Origin of the sequence: Bradyrhizobium betae, assembly GCF_004123905.1 — a bacterium.
Classification (GTDB): domain Bacteria; phylum Pseudomonadota; class Alphaproteobacteria; order Rhizobiales; family Xanthobacteraceae; genus Bradyrhizobium; species Bradyrhizobium betae_A.
Genome location: NZ_MZXW01000005.1, coordinates 144,818 through 160,239 on the forward strand (window position 1 = coordinate 144,818; position 15,422 = coordinate 160,239).

Consider the following 15,422-nt stretch of genomic DNA (forward strand, 5'->3'; position numbering starts at 1 on the left):
GCTCAACGCTTCGGCGCCGACAGGGCGGACCGCAGCATCGCGGCAAGATCCTTTCGCCGGAACGGCTTTGTCAGAATGCGGGCGTCGCCGACCCCGTCGGGCATCTTGACCGGATTCTGGGTGTAGCCCGAAGTGAAGAGCACCTTGAGCCCGGGCCGCAAGCTGGTTGCCTGCCGCGCAAGCTCCGGCCCGAACATGCCGCCGGGCATCACGACGTCGGTGAACAGCAGGTCGATCTGCCCGGGCTGGCGCAGCAATTCCAGCGCCGCGGGTCCATTCGATCGCGCGATGACGTTGTAGCCGAGCGCCTTCAGCTCGTTCTCGACATAGGTGCGCACCATGTCGTCGTCTTCGACGACGAGGATGGTCTCGCTGCCATCGGGCACTGTGATCCGCTCCGCTGGTACCGGATCCTCGATCGGCGGCGTTGCGAGGCGGGGAAAGAACAGCCTGATGACGCTGCCCTGTCCCGGTTCGGACTGCATCTGCACCAGCCCGCCGGACTGCCGCACGAATCCGTAGACCATGCTCAGCCCCAGCCCGGTGCCTTTGCCAACCTCCTTGGTGGTGAAGAACGGCTCGAACGCGCGTCTCGCCACCTCGGCGGTCATGCCGCTGCCGGTGTCGGTCACGGCCACCATGACATAGTCACCCGGCCGCGGCTCGCCGTTGACGTCCAGATCGGATTCACTGAGCGCAGTGTTGCGCGCCTCGACGGTCAGCTTGCCGCCGTCAGGCAAAGCGTCGCGCGCGTTGAGCACGAGGTTGAGCAGAGCCGTCGCCAACTGGCCGGGATCGACGCTGGTCAACCACAGATCCGCATCGAGCGCGAAGGCGGACTCGATGTGCTCGCCCAGGGACCGGCGCAGCAACGGCTCCATGTCGCGAATCTTCTCGGCGATGTCGATGTCGCGCGGCCGCAGCGGTTGCTTGCGCGCGAAGGCGAGCAGGCTCCGCGTCAGGTCGGAGCCGCGCTCGGCGGCGGTCGCGATATCGCCGGCGATCCGGTGCAATTCCTTGTTGCCCGCCAGACTGTCGGCAAGATGCTCGGCATTGCCGAGAATGACGGTGAGGAGATTGTTGAAATCATGCGCCACGCCGCCGGTGAGCTGGCCCATGGCCTCCATCTTCTGGGATTGGCTGAGCTTCTGGTTGAGGTCCGCAATCGCAGCGCGCTGCTGCTGGAGGGATTCCGCGGTGTCGTTGAGCAGTGTCATCAAGCCGCCGAGCTCGCCGCGCGGATGGGGCGTTTGAATTCGCGCGCTGAGGTCGCCGAGCCCGAGCTTCTTCGCCATCGCGGCGAGCCGGCCGACCTGGCGCCCGACGCTCACGGTCGCAAGGATCCAGACGCCCGCCAGCAGCGCCAACAAGGCCACCGCGAGGATCGCCATGTCCTCGTAAAGCCGGCGGTTCGCCGCTGCGACGAGGCTATCCTTGGACCGTCCGACCAGGATGTAGAGGCCGGCCTTGCGGATCGAGGGCGAGCGGGCGACGGCCCAGACCTGCGTGCGGCCCTCGCGGTCGGTTACCTCCCGAAACGGTTCGCGATCGGGCGCTGCCGCGAAGCGAAGCAGATCGGAGCCCGCGATCGACGCACCGATGGGCTCGCGCCAGCTGCCGCCCTTGGGCGCGACCAGCACCGTCCCCTTGCTGTCGACAAGCAGGATGTCCTTCTCGGCGAGCAGACGCTTGTCGTGAAATTCCGCGAATTTGTTCAGGTTGAACGACGCGAGCAGCACGAACTTCAGCGCGCCCGCATCGGATCGCACCGGATAGGCAATCTGGAGCACCGATAGCCCCGTCAGGCGGCCGAACACCGGCTCCACCGCGACGACGCCTTGCAGACCCTTGACCTGCTTGAAATAGCCGCGGTCATTCAGATCGAGCGTGCGGTTGGTCCGTAGCGAATCGCAAAACAGGCTGCCATCGGGATCGATGGTCAGGATACCCGTGAACTGCGGGTATTCCTCGCGCACATCAGACAGGAACGCCGAGCATGCCGCCTTGTCGCGCGTGTCGAGGTCGCGCGCGCGGGCGAGGCCATAGTGAAGCTGGGCGGTGCCCTGAATCTTCTCATCGAGATCGCTCGCGATGTCGTCGGACGCCGCCGCCAGATTGGCCAGCGCTGCGTTGATCTCGCTGCTGCGGTTTTGCATGAAACGCAGGCCGACGAGACTCGCCGGCACCAGCATGGCCGCGATGACGAGGATCAGTAGCCGGGTACGCAAGCTCATCGGTCGAATGGTCCGCTGTGGTCATCGCGGGTGATGGTTCGAGGGCGCAATCTGCGGCACTACCCTCCGCTCAGTCCATAGGGATCGTGCCGAAAAGCGCTCGATGGGGGAAAGATTCTGGATCACGTGCATCACGGATGAGACGCAACGGCAGCGAGCTATTCGCCCGTTGCCAGGCGGCGAGCGCCGGACGAGGATAGTTCGAGTTCGCCGAGCCGCCGGATCGCGTAGTCAAGGTTGACCAGACGTTCGCCGTGCGCTTGCGGAATTTCGCCTTGCGCCTTGCCCTTGCCGACCTCGGCCAGCGACGCGAATTCATCGGCGCTGAGCGCAGTGGTGCTGTCCGTCATCAGGCAACCTCGTCTGTCCATACCTTGAAATTGAGCAGGGTATTCGGACCGAAGGTCTGGGTGATCGGGACGTCTGCGGCATCGCGTCCGTGCGCGATCAGCACCCGGCCGATCCGCGGCGTGTTGTTGCGCGGATCGAACATGTGCCAGCTCCCACCGAGATAAGCTTCGAACCAGCCGGCAAAATCTCCCGCCGCCCACGGCTGCGGCGTGCCGATGTCGCTGAGGTAGCCGGTACAGTAGCGCGCCGGGATGTTCATGCAGCGGCAGAATGTGATGGCGAGATGGGCATAGTCGCGGCACACGCCCTTGCCTTCGTCGTAGGCCTCCCAGGCCGTCTTGGTCGCACGCGCGTGCTCATAGCCGAACGTGATGTGGCGATGAACAAAATCGCAGATGGCCTGGACCCGCGCCCAGCCCGGCGGCGTCTGCTCGAACAACTTCCATGCGATATCCGACAGGCGATCGGTTTCGCAGTAGCGACTGCCGAGCAGATAGGCCAGCGTGTCGGCCGGTAGCGCTTCGACGGCGTGCTGTATCGCGTTCGGAAACACCGGGTCGGGCAGGCCGTTGTCGCGAACGACGCCATCGCCGGCGAGGCGGAAGGCCCCGGCTGGCGCCACGATGCGGCTGCACCAATTGCCGAAGAGGTCGCGAAAGGGATTGATCGCCACCGAGGGGCTGGTGGTCAGCAGGTCGGGCACGATGACATCGGAGGCGCGCGTAAAGTGCGTGCCCAACACCATGATCATCGGCGTCGGTTGCGGAAATTCGTAAAGCATCTCGAACCCGACGCGGAGCTTCATACGAAAAATTCCCTCGGCCAGGCTCCTAACATGGCTACGGAGCAGTCGAACACAAGGCTCTGGCGGCCGTATTCGATCGAGAGCGGCATTTGGCGCTTCAAAAGCGAGGCGCGGGCGAGAAAACGATGGCTAATTGCAGCGATTGCGCGCACGGTGCGCTCATGTCGGAAAGTTCGGTCGTTTCTGCGCACACGCGGCGCCACGATGATGCGCGCGCGACGTGGGAACGGCTCGTTCTTCGCAGCGGCGGAGCCGACTCCTCACGACGTCGTAACGACGATCGTTGCGGATATTGCCTGCTCCTGCGGGTGAGCCGGACGCGGCGGGCTCGTGCCGCGGCTGCCCGAAAGATTTCATCGCGGTTCGACATTGGATCGAACGCCAACCGAAAGCACCTGATGCAAACTCTCTCCGCACGGCACGTCAAGATAGACGAAGCACTCCGCCTCGGCGTGGAGTCGGGCTGGTACGCGATCAAGGTCAGCGGGACCTTTGTCTCGGGCCCGCACGATTCGGAAGTGGAATGCCTTCGCAAGATCGACGAAATTCATCCGCCGCTGGTGAAGAAGAAGCGATGAGGGCGCAGGTTCCGTCCGCTACGGCGTCCTGATCCCCATCGCCTTCAACGCTTCGAGCATCTTCACCGGTGGCGACATCTTGATCTGGGGCGCTTTGCCGGTCTCAAGCAGGCTCTTCAATCCCGACAGGATCGCGGGCCAGCCGGTGCGCCCGCCGGAGAGGATGTCGTCGCTGAGCGCGCGGTCGTGGCGCTCGCTCATGGTGAGGCGGACGGCCTCGCCGGCGGGCTCGATCTCGTAGGTGACGAGCGTGGTGCCGAGCTTTGCGACGAGGTCGGGCCAGTTGACGTTCCACGTCACCGTCAGCTTCTTCGGCGGATCGTATTCGAACACTTCGCCGGAGATGTGCTCCGAACCATCGGGCGCGCGCACGATGAAGCGGCCGCCGAGCTTCGGCTGCATCTCCACCGCAAAGCCCGAGAAGTACTTTCGGCTGAGCTCGGCCGAGGTCAGCGCCTCCCACACCTTCTCTGGCGTCGCGGCGATGTAGATGGTGTAGACCGTCAGCGGCTTGAACTGATCGAGGTTCATTTTGCGTCGAATCCCTTGTTGAGAGCTGCACGCGGTATGTCCAGCAGCTTGCCGGTCTCGAGCAGGCTCTTGAGCTGGGACAGGATCGCCGGCCAGCCATTGGAGACGGCGCCGAGATATTTGCCGCCTTCGACGAACCCGTCATGCAGCACAGTCAAACGCACGAGCGAGCCGAATGGTTCGATGGTGAAGACGACGCGCGAGATCGGCTCGCCGCGCAGCTCTTCGAACTTCTGGTGCTTGAAGCTGTAGGACAGTCGCCGCGGCGGGTCGGCCTCCAGAATCTCTCCGGAATCGGTGACCTCGCCGTCCAGCAGGAGCGCGAAGGGCGAGCCGACCTTCCAATCCGATCTGACCTCGGCGCCGAACCAGTATTGTTTCGTGAACTCGCTCGACGTCAGCGCCTCCCACAGATTTTCCGGCGTGGTCTCGATGTAGGTCACATAGACGAATTGCGGCTTACTCATCGCGCTTCTCCAACTGGCGTTTCAACTCGCTGAGTGCGGCGAGCTTGCCGCGCTCGAACTTTTTGATCCAGCGTTCGCCAATCTGATGGATCGGCACCGGATTGAGGTAATGCAGCTTCTCGCGGCCATGCCTGATCGTCGTGACCAGATTGGCCTCTTCAAGAATGACAAGGTGTTTTGTGACGGCCTGGCGCGTCATCGCGAGGCCGTCGCAAAGCTCGGTCAGTGTTTGGCCGTTGTTGGCGTGAAGCCTGTCCAGGAGCGAGCGTCGTGACGCATCGGCGAGCGCTTTGAAGACCTCATCCATGGCAGGATAATAGGCAACCAAAAGGTTGCATGTCAAGATGGTGTATTTGGTGCGCGCGATCGGCCGTGCTAGCGTTTCATCTCAGCCAACGCAGATTGGTTCCGGGAGGACATTGATGTTCCGTTGCGTCTTGACTGCTGCCGGCCTCGTCCTTTTCGCCGGCAGCACCTTCGTCCACGCACAGAAGCAGACCATCGGTGCGCCGCCTGAGGCTTCCAACATGAAGCTGGTCGGCACCAACGACCTTCAGGCGCGCAGCGCCTATCAGCCGACCATTCATCATCAGGGCGACCGCTGGATCGCCTATATCGGCCATCACGGCGGCACCGACGACGTGCCCGCTCCCGTCAATCCGATGACGGGAAAGGAGGAGCCGAACGGCACCTCGGTCGTCGACGTCACCGATCCCGCGCATCCCAAATATCTGCGGCACTTGCCGGGGCAGGAGGGCAAGTATGAATCCGGCGGCGCGCAGATGGTGCGCGTCTGTGACGGCAAGTCGTTGCCGAAGGGCGACCCCAATGCGGTCTACATGCTGCGCACCTTCGGCAGCGAGGCGCATGAGATCTGGAACGTCGCCGATCCCGCCGACCCCGTGCTCGTCGCGCGCATCGGCGGTTTGAAGGACACCCACAAGAGCTGGTGGGAATGCGACACCGGCATTGCCTTTCTCGTTTCGGGCGCACCGGACTGGCGCACGCGGCGCATGACGCAAATCTATGATTTCAGCGACCCCGCGCATCCGCAAAAAATCCGCGACTTCGGCTTGCCCGGCCAGGAGCCGGGCGCAACCGGCGCGGTGCCGACCGAATTGCACGGACCGATCTCGACCGGGCCGAACGGCAACCGCGTCTTTTTCGGCTACGGCACCAACAAGGGCGGCATCCTGCAGATCGTCGATCGCGACAAGCTCTTGAACGGGCCGAAGGAGCCGACACCGGACAATCTGCGCTATCCCGAGATTTCGCGCATGCCGATGTCCGCCTTCAACGGCGCGCACACCACGTTCCCTATGCTCGACATGCCGGTCGCGGAATTTGCCGAGGACAAGGACGGCAAGACCCGCGACATCGTCATGATCGTGGACGAGGCGATCCTGAACGAATGCGGCGAGGCGCGGCAGATGGTGTGGTTCGCCGACGTCACCACCGAGACGCGGCCGATGATGATCTCCAGCTACACCGTGCCGGAGGCGAGCGGGCAGTTCTGCCAGCGTGGCGGCCGCTTCGGCTCGCATTCGTCGAACGAGAGCATGGCGCCGGTCTATTACAAGAAGATGGCCTTCATTGCCTTCTTCAATGCCGGCGTCCGTGCGCTCGACATCCGCGATCCCTATCATCCCCGGGAGGTCGGTTATTTCATTCCATCGATCACGAGCGCGACCGACAAGCGCTGCATCCCGATCGAGGGCGGCGCGCGCTGTAAGGTCGCGATCCAGACCAACAATGTCGAGACCGACGACCGCGGCTATATCTATATCGTTGACCGCGCCAATACCGGTTTGCACATCCTCGAACTGACCGGCCCCGCGCGCGCTGCCGCCGGCCTGCCGAGGAACTGACGATGCGGCGCGGGGCGACGATAGCGGCGGTGGCGGTTGCGCTCGGTGTGTCCGGCGTCTGGGCCTATCAGCGTGTGCCGTCGCGGATGGAGGAGGTCGCGCGTTGGCGCGAGATCGCCTGGCCGTTCCCGCGCGATGGTTGGCCCGCCGGCCGCGCATTTCGTTGCGATGGTGCCTGTGAAGGCGCCGAGCTTTACGTGCGCGCCAAGCGCGGCTTCTGCAATTGCGACCGCGGCGTCGCCGATGACGACGAGGTCGATCGTGTTGCCGACGTCGATCTGATCAACCCGCGCTTTGCGGCCGGCGCACCGGGTGAGGAGGTGAGCTTTAACGAGATGCGCGGACGGGCGAGGCGGTATGATCTCGATATGTCCGACGGTGTCCGTCACGCCGCGATCGGCGTTGCGGTCTCACGTCGCTGCGATCTATTCGTTGCTGCGGCGCAGGGGCGAGGGGAAGCGAGCGCGATGCAACGAGCAGCGTTGGCATTCCTGCAGACGCAGGAGATGAAGGGCTGGGTGCTCGCCGCGCTGGACGGACAGTGAGTGCCATGCATTAATACCCCAAACCGACCTCAGCCGAGTCCTCCCCATGATGTCTATGCAAGCCTATCTCGCCTTCGTCGCCGCCTGCATCGCGCTCGCGCTGTTGCCGGGACCGATCGTCACCCTCGTCATCGCCAATGGCTTGCGCCATGGCACCCGTGCCGCACTGACCAACATTCTCGGCGTGCAGGTGGGGCTGTTGATCGTGATTGGTATCCTTGCGGTCGGCCTCACCACGCTGATGGCGACGATGGGCTATTGGTTCAACTGGGTGCGCTTTGCGGGTGCGGCCTATCTGGTCTGGCTCGGCATCAAGCTGATCCGCTCCCCGGTTGAGGGCGTCGACGCCGACGCGCCACCACCTCCCCCTCGCGGCGGCTTTCTTTTACAGGGCTTTGTCGTGGCGTTGTCGAACCCGAAGCTGCTGGTGTTCTTCGGCGCGTTCATTCCGCAATTCATGGACATGAGCAGGGATCACCTGTCGCAGGTCCTGGTGCTCGGAATCACCTTCATGGTGCTTGCCGGCTTGACGGACGGAATCTACGCGCTGCTTGCCGGTCAGGTCCGCGGCTTTTTCTCGGCGCGCCGCACCCGCATGGTGTCGCGCGTGTCCGGCGGCTTCATGATCGGCGGCGGCATCTGGCTGGCGTTGATCCGGGCCAAATGAGCAAGACTAAGTAAGCGAGCTTGCCGGTTGAACCTTCGTCCGCGGCGATGCGTCCAAGGAAGCATTGCCGCTGACGAAGGAATTTGGCCGTGCCCGATCTGCCCTGGTTCGTCTATGCGATGCTGCTCGCACCGCTCGGACTCCTCCTGGTCGCCGCAATCGTCAAGACCTGGCAGGTGCGCGAGGCGCGCAACTGGCCGCGGGCGCCGGGCAAGGTCGTCACCTCGGTTGCAGAGGTGCGCGAGGTCAGGGTCTCCGACAGCGATCGCGAGGAGGGCTATCGCCTCGAGAAACGCAATTTCGCGAACGTGACTTACGAATATGCGGTCGGCCGCCGCAAGCTGCGCTGCAACCGCATCTCGATCGGCGAGGACCTCGGCAATTTCGAGGTCGCCGAGAACCTCGCAAAATATCCCGCCGGCAGCATCGTCACCGTCTACTACAATCCGCGCCATCCCGATCAAGCCGTGCTGGAGCGCGACCTGCCGAAGGGCCTGTGGGGCTGCCTCGGCATCGGTACGGTGATCGTCCTCGCCATCATCTTCGGCTCGGCGTTCGGGCTCAACCAGAGCTACGCCTACCTCACGCATCACATCGCCCGGCCTGATCTCGCAGGCCTCGTCGTTGCCTTTGCCGCGTTCGGCCTCGTCATCGCGCTGATGGGGTATGCGGTGCGGCGACAGGCGTCGATGGCGACGCGCTGGCCGGTGGTGCGGGGCACGATCAAGCTGTCGGGAACCGAGCAATATTTCGAGGCCAGCGAGCCGGGCGAGCGCCGTGGCACCGAGATGTTCGGCAAGCGCGTGACCTACACCTATCGCTATCAGAACGTCAGCTACACCAATGAATGCGCGCGCGTCGCGGCGGGGACGCCGTCGGGGTCCGATGCGATGTTGAAGAAGCTCATGTCGCGCTACCGGGACGGCGCGAACGTCGAGGTGCGCGTCAATCCCGACAACCCGGCCGAGGCCACGCTCGATACAAGCGGCCCCGTCCGCATAGCCTATGTGCTGTGGGGCATCGCCGCGATCTTCGGCGCGCTCGCCGTATTTGTCGCGACGCGCGGCTAATCGACCAGCCTCTCCGCCCGCAACTCCACCTCGATCTCCGCAAAAATCCTTGCCAGCCGCTCCGCCCATTGCTGCTGGCCGGACTGGTCCGCGATCAGATCCTGGCGGATCTCGATGCCGGTGTTGACGAGGCCGCGGGCTTCGCCGTGCACGGGGATGGTGTAGTCGGTGAGGTCGTTCACCGCATAGGGCTCGTTGTCGCCGACGACGAGATCGCCTTCCACGCGCAGATGTTTCAAGAGGAGCTGCGGCAGGACGGTGTCGCGATTGTAGAGCGCGCCGATGTGCCAGGGCCGCGCGACGCCGGCATAAACGGGCGTGAAGCTGTGCAGCGACACCAGCACCGTCGGCCGCCGGTCGTGCAGGCGGCGGCTGATTGCGGCGTCGATGCGGTGATGATAGGGCTCGAAAATCTCGCGCCGCCTTGCCGCGCGCTCGCCCTCGGAGATTGCTTCATTGCGGAGGATCGCCGTCGCTTCGGAAATCACGGGGATCGAGCTCACCGCAGCCGGCGGGCGGTTGCAGTCGATCACGAGCCGCGAATAGCGCTGCGCGATCAGATGCGCATCCAGCATCTCCGCCAGCCGTTCGGCGACGCCGGCGATGCCGATGTCCCAGGCGATATGCCTGACAAGCTCGGCCTCAGCGACGCCGAGATCGCCGAGCGCGCGCGGCAAAATCCGTCCGTAATGATCCGAGGTGAGCAGAAAAGGCGATGTCCCTCCCGCATTCGCCTCATGCACTGGCGGTATATCACCCTCGCCGAGGAGTTGATCGGTCGCGCCAGCTGTGTCTAAAGCCATCCTGATTGCCTATGGAAAGAGCAGTCACCCCAAGAATCGGGCAGAATCGCTATGGATTGATCCGCCCAAACTCACCATGATCGCCTCACGATGCCGCTGCTCACGATTCATCACAAGACCGAATATCGCTACAACCGCCCCGTGGCGTTCGGCGAACACAAGATCATGCTGCGTCCGCGCGACGGGCACGATCTGCGCGTGCTCGACTCCAGGCTCGATATCTCGCCCACACCGATGTCGCTGCACTGGATTCACGACGTGTTCGGCAATTCGGTCGCGATCGCCAATTTCGACGAACGTGCGGAGACGCTGACTTTCGACTGGCATGTCACCGTCGAGCACAATCCGGTGGAAGAATTCGCGCTCACGCCGGATGATTCCGCTTACTTCTATCCCTTCGTCTACGACGACGAGGAATTCCCCGATCTCGTGCAATACATCACGCCGCAATATACCGATCCCGATGGCGAGATCGCGGAATGGGCCCGCGGCTTCCTGGATGAGGATGCGCCGTCGCCGACCTTCAAGATACTGAGCGGCATCACGCACGGCATCCGCGAGCAGTTCAAGTACCGCAAGCGGCATGAGCCGGGCACGCAGCATCCGCTCGACACTTTGCAGTCGGGCACTGGAACTTGTCGGGACTATGCGCTGTTTATGATCGAGGCGTTGCGCCATCTCGGTATCGCCGCCCGATTTGTCTCCGGCTACATCTTCGTGCCGCAGGATATCGAGCAGCGACATGTCGGCGGTGGATCGACCCATGCGTGGGTGCAGGCCTATCTGCCGAGCGCGGGCTGGATCGAGTTCGATCCGACCAACGGCATCGTCGGTACCCGCGACCTCATCCGCGTCGCGGTCGCCCGCGATCCGCGCCAGGCGATCCCGCTGCACGGTGTCTATATCGGCTCCGGGGATGCCTTCGAAGCCATGGACGTGAACATCAAGGTGGTCTCGGACGACCAAAACAGCGACGAAGAGATGGAGGCTGAAGTTTCATAGATGCAAATCAAGGTCGGCTTCGAGCTCACCTACGCGGCAGCGCAGCCGACACCGATGGTGATCATGCTCAACATCCACCCCTCCCGACAGGCCGACATCATCGGCAAGGAGACGGTGGTCGCTGAGCCCGACGTTCCGATCCGCTTCTATCACGACAGCTTTGGCAATGTATGCGGCCGCCTCGTCGTCCCTGCCGGCGGCGTGACGCTGGAGGGCCGCGCGCTGGTGCGCGATACCGGGCTGCCGGACGAGGTGATGCCGGCCGCGAAGCAGATCCCGATCGAGCAATTGCCGAACGAGCTGATGCTCTATCTGATGCCGAGCCGCTATTGCGAGACCGACAAGCTCACCGACATCGCCTGGTCGCTGTTCGGCAAGACCAAGCCTGGTTGGAAGCGCGTCGCCGCCATCACCGCGTTCGTGCATGAGCATGTCACCTTCGGCTACGAGCACGCCCATCACATGAAGTCGGCGCACGACGTCTACGAGCAGAAGACCGGCGTCTGCCGTGATTTCGCGCATCTGGCGTTGACCTTCTGCCGCTGCATGGGCATCCCCGCGCGCTACTGCACCGGCTATATGGGCGACATCGGCATCCCGCCGGATCCTGCGCCGATGGATTTTTCCGGCTGGTTTCAGGTCTGGCTCTCAGGCAAATGGTTCACCTTCGACGCGCGCCACAACATCCCCCGCAGGGGCCGCATCCTGATGGCCACCGGCCGCGACGCCGCCGACGTCGCGCTGTCGACGAGCTTTGGCCGGATGGAGCTGAAGAAGTTCGTGGTGGTGAGCGACGAGGTGGCCAAGGCGGCTTAGCGAAGCAATTCAGACTATTTCCGCGGCGGCAGTCTGGATTGCTTCGTCGCACCAGTGCAAAATTGCATCGCAATTTTGTCGCGGGCTCCTCGCAATGACGAGGTTGAGAGTTTATAGAGCGCCGATGACCTCCGATCGCCTCTTCGTCTACGGCACCCTGATGCGCGGCTTCGACCATCCGATGGCGCGGCTGCTTGCTGGCCATGCCGACTTCGTTGCTGAAGCGACCTGCCGCGGCCGGCTCGTTCTTGTGAAGCACTATCCGGGCCTGTTGTTGTCGGATGCGGCCTCCGACATCGTGCACGGCGAGCTGTTTCACCTGCGCGTGCCCGACGAACTCCTGGGCGAGCTCGACATGTACGAGGCGTGCGGCGAAGGCTTTCCGGAGCCGACGGAGTATCTGCGCCAGCTGATCGACGTCACGCTGCCTGATGGCGCCACCGAGAAGGCCTGGACCTACGTCTACAACTGGCCTGTTGCCGATCTGCCGCGCATCGAGTCCGGACGTTTTCTCGAGCTCTAGTTATGTCTTGAGCATGATCTTTTCGGAAAACCGCTGCGCACTTTTCCGGATTATGCTCTAGGCCGACAGCACTTCCTTCACCACGCGCACGTCCACCTCGCGCTCGACGTAAGTCCATTCCTCGGTCCGCCTGAGCATCGCCACCAGCTCCTCGAACAGCGAGGCATGCGCGGGGGCGAATTCGAACCAGGTCAGGAAATCGAAGGGGCCGCCGAGGTCGCGGCAGTGATAGAGCTGCCGTGCGATCGCGGGCAGGAAACGAAGACTGCTCGCGATGTGGTGCGATCTGTCCTCAAAGATCCTGCGCCGCTCTTCCTGCGTCAGATCCCACCAGGCCTGCGACTTGCGGATCGGGATCAGCGCAGCGCTCGTTGCCTCCAGCCGGCCGAGCCCGGCCTGCACGGCCGTGAGCTGCTCCTTCTCTGGCCGCTCGGTATAGCGCAAGCTGCTCGCCACGCCGACCAGCCGCCACGCATTGCGCGAGGGCACCAGCGGCAATGAGATCGCCTCGCTGTCGGTGACCGACAGCGCCGGCATGAAGGCGAGGGGCTCGCCCGTCACGGGCGAAATCGAGGTCACGCGCCAGCCCCCACTCTGGCCGCCCCGAAAGGTCCTGAACATGGCCCATGGAAGCGTGGAACCGGGCGGGGTTCAAGTGGCTCGTCGTCATTCCGAGGCCCCGTCCGTCATCCTGAGGCGCTCACACTGCAAAGCAGTGTGAGCCTCGAAGGATGAACGGCCGAGATGCAGCCGGGCCGTCGCCCTTCGAGGCTCGCCGAAGAGGCGAGCACCTCAGGGCGACGGTGAAAGACACCCCGGAACGACGGAGGAGGCCCTGTGCACAGGTCGAATAACCCGGATAACCCGCCTAAACCTAACTTTCAGCCTGCCCGCACCTATATCCCTGATCCCCAGCCCGACTCACACGGTTTCGCGTTACACAGAGCCCATGCGCTTCACGCCCCAATTCCTCGACGAGCTTCGTGCCCGGCTTTCGGTTTCCGAAGTCGTGGGCAAGCGCGTCAAGCTGAAGAAGGCGGGGCGGGAGTGGAAAGGGCTGTCGCCGTTCCAGCAGGAGAAGACGCCGTCCTTCTACGTCAACGACCAGAAGGGTTTTTACCACGACTTCTCCTCGGGCAAGCACGGCGACATCATCACCTTCGTGATGGAGACCGATGGCCTGCCGTTCGCGGAAGCCGTGGAGCGGCTGGCCAGTATGGCGGGCCTGCCGCTGCCGGCGGTGACGCCGGATGCGGCGCGCCAGGAGCAACGCCGCCGCTCGCTGCATGACGTGATGGATCTCGCCGCGAAGTATTTTGCGGAGACGCTGGCCTCGCGCTTGGGTGCGAAAGCGCGCGGCTATCTCGCGGACCGCGCGATCTCGCCGGCGACGCAATTGCAGTTCGGCCTCGGCTATGCCTCGCCCGATCGCTTCGCGCTGAAGGAGCATCTCGGCAAGCTCGGCGTTTCTGTCGACGACATGGTCGAGACCGGGCTCTTGGTGGCCGGCAACGACATTCCTGTGCCCTACGACCGCTTCCGCGACCGCGTGATGTTTCCGATTACGGACATCCGCGGCCGTGTCGTCGCCTTTGGCGGGCGCGCGCTGGAGAAGGACGTTCCGGCCAAATATCTGAACTCGCCGGAGACGCCGCTCTTCCACAAGGGCGACAATCTCTACAACCACCAGACCGCGCGCAAAGCCACCTATGACGGCGGCGCGCTGATCGTGGTCGAAGGCTATGTCGACGTCATCGCCATGGTGACCGCGGGCTTTCCGGGCGCTGTCGCGCCGCTCGGCACGGCGCTCACCGAAAACCAGCTCGCGCTGCTCTGGAAGATGGCGGACGAGCCGATCCTCTGCTTCGACGGCGACAAGGCCGGGCAGAAGGCGGCTTATCGTGCGGCGGACCTTGCCTTGCCCTTCCTCGCACCGGGCAAGAGTCTTCGTTTTGCGCTGCTGCCCGAAGGGCAGGACCCCGACGACCTCGCGCGCTCCGGTGGGCGCGGCGCGATCGAGGAGGTGATCGCGGCCGCGCGTCCGCTCGCCGACATGATCTGGGCGCGCGAGCTCGAAGGCGGCAATTTTGCCACGCCCGAGCGCCGCGCCGCGCTCGAGGCACGCATCAAGGAATTGTCCAACGGCATCCGTGACGAGGTGGTGCGGCGCTATTATCGGCAGGATCTCGCCGACCGGCTCCAGCGCACCTTCGCACCGGAAGGCGGACGCGGCGGCTTTGCCGGCCGGGGCAATTTCCGCCCCGGTCAGGCCGGCCGCCAGTTCCAGCCGAGGGGCGGGGGCCAGCCGAATCGATTCGGCGGCCAGGGGTTCGGTAACCAAGGGCGCCGCGGCCCGCCCGGTCCGATCCCGCTGCCGTCCGGCCCCTACCAGGCGGCGAGCCCCCAGCTGGCGTCGAGCCCGATCATGAAGGGCCAGCGCAGCGCCATCTCCCGCCGTGAGTCCCTGATCCTGCAAATCCTGATCAACCACCCCTGGCTGCTGCACGACCACCTCGAGGAGGTTGCCGCCCTGGAGCTGGCCCATCCCGAGGCCCATAAGCTCCGGGCCGGCATCATCGCCGCCTTCGCCAACGACCATCACCATTCGCCTGACCCTGGCGAACTGGCCGAGAAGATGCGCGCCGACATCGAGAAGGGCGGATTTTCACAGCTTCTTCAAAGGGTTGAGAGCGGCATCACCACCGCGGCGGTGTGGGGCGCCCGCGAGGGCGCCGCGAGGGACGACGTTCTCTGCACCTGGCACCAGCTCGTTGCCTTGCATCGGCAATACCATTCACTACTTAGGGAGTTGAAGGACGCCGAGCTGGCCTTGGGGGAGGACCCCAGCGAGGCCAATTTGGCGTGGCTGCGTGACGTCAAGGCTCGGATAGGCGAAGTCGACGGCACCGAGGCCCTGATCGAGGGTTTTGGCGAGCTGTCGGGCCGGTTCCAGAAGAGCGTGTGATGAAAGAATCATGCGGACGGCCGGGCTAGGTACCGCTAAAAGACTCGCCAAATCCATGATTTGGCGGCAAAAACAGGGTTAATCGAGGCTTAACGGTCTTGTAGCACTTTGGCCCAGAGGCGGCCGCAGGCAGAACAGACGCGTCAGGAATGAATCCGCGCATTAGCTGTTGGCACTACACCTGCATCCGCTGCGAC

The 15,422-nt window shown here is 64.0% G+C and carries 17 protein-coding genes; 9 read left to right on the forward strand and 8 right to left on the reverse strand.

Going from position 1 to position 15,422, the window contains the following annotated elements:
* Positions 1 to 2: 2 nt before the first annotated feature.
* The 3 genes from B5V03_RS03140 to B5V03_RS03150 form a co-directional block, all read right to left on the reverse strand.
* On the reverse strand, positions 3 to 2,234 hold the full coding sequence (locus B5V03_RS03140; protein ID WP_129267817.1) for an ATP-binding protein: 2,232 nt from the start codon (positions 2,232 to 2,234) through the stop codon (positions 3 to 5).
* Positions 2,235 to 2,392: 158 nt separating this feature from the next.
* Positions 2,393 to 2,584, reverse strand: coding sequence for a hypothetical protein (locus tag B5V03_RS03145; protein ID WP_129267818.1), 192 nt, complete (start codon positions 2,582 to 2,584; stop codon positions 2,393 to 2,395).
* Positions 2,584 to 3,390, reverse strand: coding sequence for a transglutaminase-like domain-containing protein (locus B5V03_RS03150; RefSeq protein WP_129267819.1), 807 nt, complete (start codon positions 3,388 to 3,390; stop codon positions 2,584 to 2,586). The genes B5V03_RS03145 and B5V03_RS03150 overlap by 1 nt, the downstream gene beginning before the upstream one ends.
* A 398-nt stretch (positions 3,391 to 3,788) precedes the next feature.
* Between B5V03_RS03150 and B5V03_RS03155 the strand changes: the two genes are divergently transcribed.
* Positions 3,789 to 3,968 carry a hypothetical protein gene (locus B5V03_RS03155; RefSeq protein WP_129267880.1) on the forward strand — a complete coding sequence of 60 codons (180 nt, stop codon included), beginning with the start codon at positions 3,789 to 3,791 and terminating at the stop codon, positions 3,966 to 3,968.
* Between the two features lie 18 nt (positions 3,969 to 3,986).
* On the opposite strand, the gene B5V03_RS03160 is transcribed toward B5V03_RS03155, so the two are convergent.
* The 3 genes from B5V03_RS03160 to B5V03_RS03170 are packed head-to-tail and all read right to left on the reverse strand — an operon-like array spanning position 3,987 to position 5,273.
* A complete protein-coding gene (locus B5V03_RS03160) occupies positions 3,987 to 4,499 on the reverse strand; it encodes an SRPBCC family protein (RefSeq protein ID WP_129267820.1) in 513 nt (170 codons plus the stop codon).
* Positions 4,496 to 4,966, reverse strand: a complete 471-nt coding sequence (locus B5V03_RS03165) for an SRPBCC family protein (RefSeq protein ID WP_129267821.1) — start codon at positions 4,964 to 4,966, stop codon at positions 4,496 to 4,498. Before B5V03_RS03165 ends, B5V03_RS03160 begins: the two co-directional genes overlap by 4 nt.
* The gene (locus B5V03_RS03170; protein ID WP_129267822.1) at positions 4,959 to 5,273 is read right to left on the reverse strand and encodes an ArsR/SmtB family transcription factor; all 315 of its coding nucleotides are present in this window, start codon (positions 5,271 to 5,273) and stop codon (positions 4,959 to 4,961) included. Before B5V03_RS03170 ends, B5V03_RS03165 begins: the two co-directional genes overlap by 8 nt.
* A 115-nt stretch (positions 5,274 to 5,388) precedes the next feature.
* On the opposite strand from B5V03_RS03170, the gene B5V03_RS03175 reads away from it, so the two are divergent.
* The 4 genes from B5V03_RS03175 (at position 5,389) to B5V03_RS03190 (ending at position 9,116) form a co-directional block, all read left to right on the forward strand.
* Positions 5,389 to 6,834, forward strand: a complete 1,446-nt coding sequence (locus tag B5V03_RS03175; RefSeq protein ID WP_129267823.1) for an LVIVD repeat-containing protein — start codon at positions 5,389 to 5,391, stop codon at positions 6,832 to 6,834.
* Between the two features lie 2 nt (positions 6,835 to 6,836).
* Positions 6,837 to 7,379: a hypothetical protein gene (locus B5V03_RS03180; RefSeq protein WP_129267824.1), complete on the forward strand. Its 543-nt coding sequence runs from the start codon at positions 6,837 to 6,839 to the stop codon at positions 7,377 to 7,379.
* Between the two features lie 49 nt (positions 7,380 to 7,428).
* Positions 7,429 to 8,046: a LysE family translocator gene (locus B5V03_RS03185; RefSeq protein WP_129267881.1), complete on the forward strand. Its 618-nt coding sequence runs from the start codon at positions 7,429 to 7,431 to the stop codon at positions 8,044 to 8,046.
* Between the two features lie 89 nt (positions 8,047 to 8,135).
* On the forward strand, positions 8,136 to 9,116 hold the full coding sequence (locus B5V03_RS03190) for a DUF3592 domain-containing protein (RefSeq protein ID WP_129267825.1): 981 nt from the start codon (positions 8,136 to 8,138) through the stop codon (positions 9,114 to 9,116).
* Here the strand turns inward: B5V03_RS03190 and B5V03_RS03195 are convergent.
* Positions 9,113 to 9,919, reverse strand: a complete 807-nt coding sequence (locus tag B5V03_RS03195) for an N-formylglutamate amidohydrolase (protein ID WP_129267826.1) — start codon at positions 9,917 to 9,919, stop codon at positions 9,113 to 9,115. The genes B5V03_RS03190 and B5V03_RS03195 overlap by 4 nt on opposite strands.
* A gap of 90 nt (positions 9,920 to 10,009) precedes the next feature.
* Between B5V03_RS03195 and B5V03_RS03200 the strand changes: the two genes are divergently transcribed.
* The 3 genes from B5V03_RS03200 (at position 10,010) to B5V03_RS03210 (ending at position 12,260) form a co-directional block, all read left to right on the forward strand.
* Positions 10,010 to 10,921: a transglutaminase family protein gene (locus tag B5V03_RS03200; RefSeq protein ID WP_129267827.1), complete on the forward strand. Its 912-nt coding sequence runs from the start codon at positions 10,010 to 10,012 to the stop codon at positions 10,919 to 10,921.
* Complete coding sequence (locus tag B5V03_RS03205; RefSeq protein ID WP_129267828.1) at positions 10,922 to 11,737, forward strand: transglutaminase-like domain-containing protein; 816 nt, start codon at positions 10,922 to 10,924, stop codon at positions 11,735 to 11,737. It begins immediately after the preceding gene.
* 124 nt (positions 11,738 to 11,861) lie between these two features.
* Positions 11,862 to 12,260 (forward strand): gamma-glutamylcyclotransferase family protein, encoded by a 399-nt coding sequence (locus tag B5V03_RS03210; protein WP_129267829.1) that lies wholly within the window; start codon positions 11,862 to 11,864, stop codon positions 12,258 to 12,260.
* Positions 12,261 to 12,317: 57 nt separating this feature from the next.
* On the opposite strand, the gene B5V03_RS03215 is transcribed toward B5V03_RS03210, so the two are convergent.
* Entirely contained in the window at positions 12,318 to 12,881 is a 564-nt protein-coding gene (locus tag B5V03_RS03215; protein WP_129267830.1) for a chlorite dismutase family protein, read from the reverse strand.
* Positions 12,882 to 13,209: 328 nt separating this feature from the next.
* Here B5V03_RS03215 and dnaG point away from each other — a divergent pair, with 328 nt between their 5' ends.
* Positions 13,210 to 15,225 (forward strand): DNA primase, encoded by a 2,016-nt coding sequence (dnaG, locus tag B5V03_RS03220; protein WP_129267831.1) that lies wholly within the window; start codon positions 13,210 to 13,212, stop codon positions 15,223 to 15,225.
* Positions 15,226 to 15,422 lie beyond the last annotated feature (197 nt).

Bases quoted from the DNA above. Each gene is read 5' to 3' on its own strand.
- B5V03_RS03140 (WP_129267817.1), bottom strand. From the start codon at position 2,234: ATGAGCTTGCGTACCCGGCTACTGATCCTCGTCATCGCGGCCATGCTG.
- B5V03_RS03145 (WP_129267818.1), bottom strand. From the start codon at position 2,584: ATGACGGACAGCACCACTGCGCTCAGCGCCGATGAATTCGCGTCGCTG.
- B5V03_RS03150 (WP_129267819.1), bottom strand. From the start codon at position 3,390: ATGAAGCTCCGCGTCGGGTTCGAGATGCTTTACGAATTTCCGCAACCG.
- B5V03_RS03155 (WP_129267880.1), top strand. From the start codon at position 3,789: ATGCAAACTCTCTCCGCACGGCACGTCAAGATAGACGAAGCACTCCGC.
- B5V03_RS03160 (WP_129267820.1), bottom strand. From the start codon at position 4,499: ATGAACCTCGATCAGTTCAAGCCGCTGACGGTCTACACCATCTACATC.
- B5V03_RS03165 (WP_129267821.1), bottom strand. From the start codon at position 4,966: ATGAGTAAGCCGCAATTCGTCTATGTGACCTACATCGAGACCACGCCG.
- B5V03_RS03170 (WP_129267822.1), bottom strand. From the start codon at position 5,273: ATGGATGAGGTCTTCAAAGCGCTCGCCGATGCGTCACGACGCTCGCTC.
- B5V03_RS03175 (WP_129267823.1), top strand. From the start codon at position 5,389: ATGTTCCGTTGCGTCTTGACTGCTGCCGGCCTCGTCCTTTTCGCCGGC.
- B5V03_RS03180 (WP_129267824.1), top strand. From the start codon at position 6,837: ATGCGGCGCGGGGCGACGATAGCGGCGGTGGCGGTTGCGCTCGGTGTG.
- B5V03_RS03185 (WP_129267881.1), top strand. From the start codon at position 7,429: ATGTCTATGCAAGCCTATCTCGCCTTCGTCGCCGCCTGCATCGCGCTC.
- B5V03_RS03195 (WP_129267826.1), bottom strand. From the start codon at position 9,919: ATGGCTTTAGACACAGCTGGCGCGACCGATCAACTCCTCGGCGAGGGT.
- B5V03_RS03200 (WP_129267827.1), top strand. From the start codon at position 10,010: ATGCCGCTGCTCACGATTCATCACAAGACCGAATATCGCTACAACCGC.
- B5V03_RS03205 (WP_129267828.1), top strand. From the start codon at position 10,922: ATGCAAATCAAGGTCGGCTTCGAGCTCACCTACGCGGCAGCGCAGCCG.
- B5V03_RS03210 (WP_129267829.1), top strand. From the start codon at position 11,862: ATGACCTCCGATCGCCTCTTCGTCTACGGCACCCTGATGCGCGGCTTC.
- B5V03_RS03215 (WP_129267830.1), bottom strand. From the start codon at position 12,881: ATGTTCAGGACCTTTCGGGGCGGCCAGAGTGGGGGCTGGCGCGTGACC.
- dnaG (WP_129267831.1), top strand. From the start codon at position 13,210: ATGCGCTTCACGCCCCAATTCCTCGACGAGCTTCGTGCCCGGCTTTCG.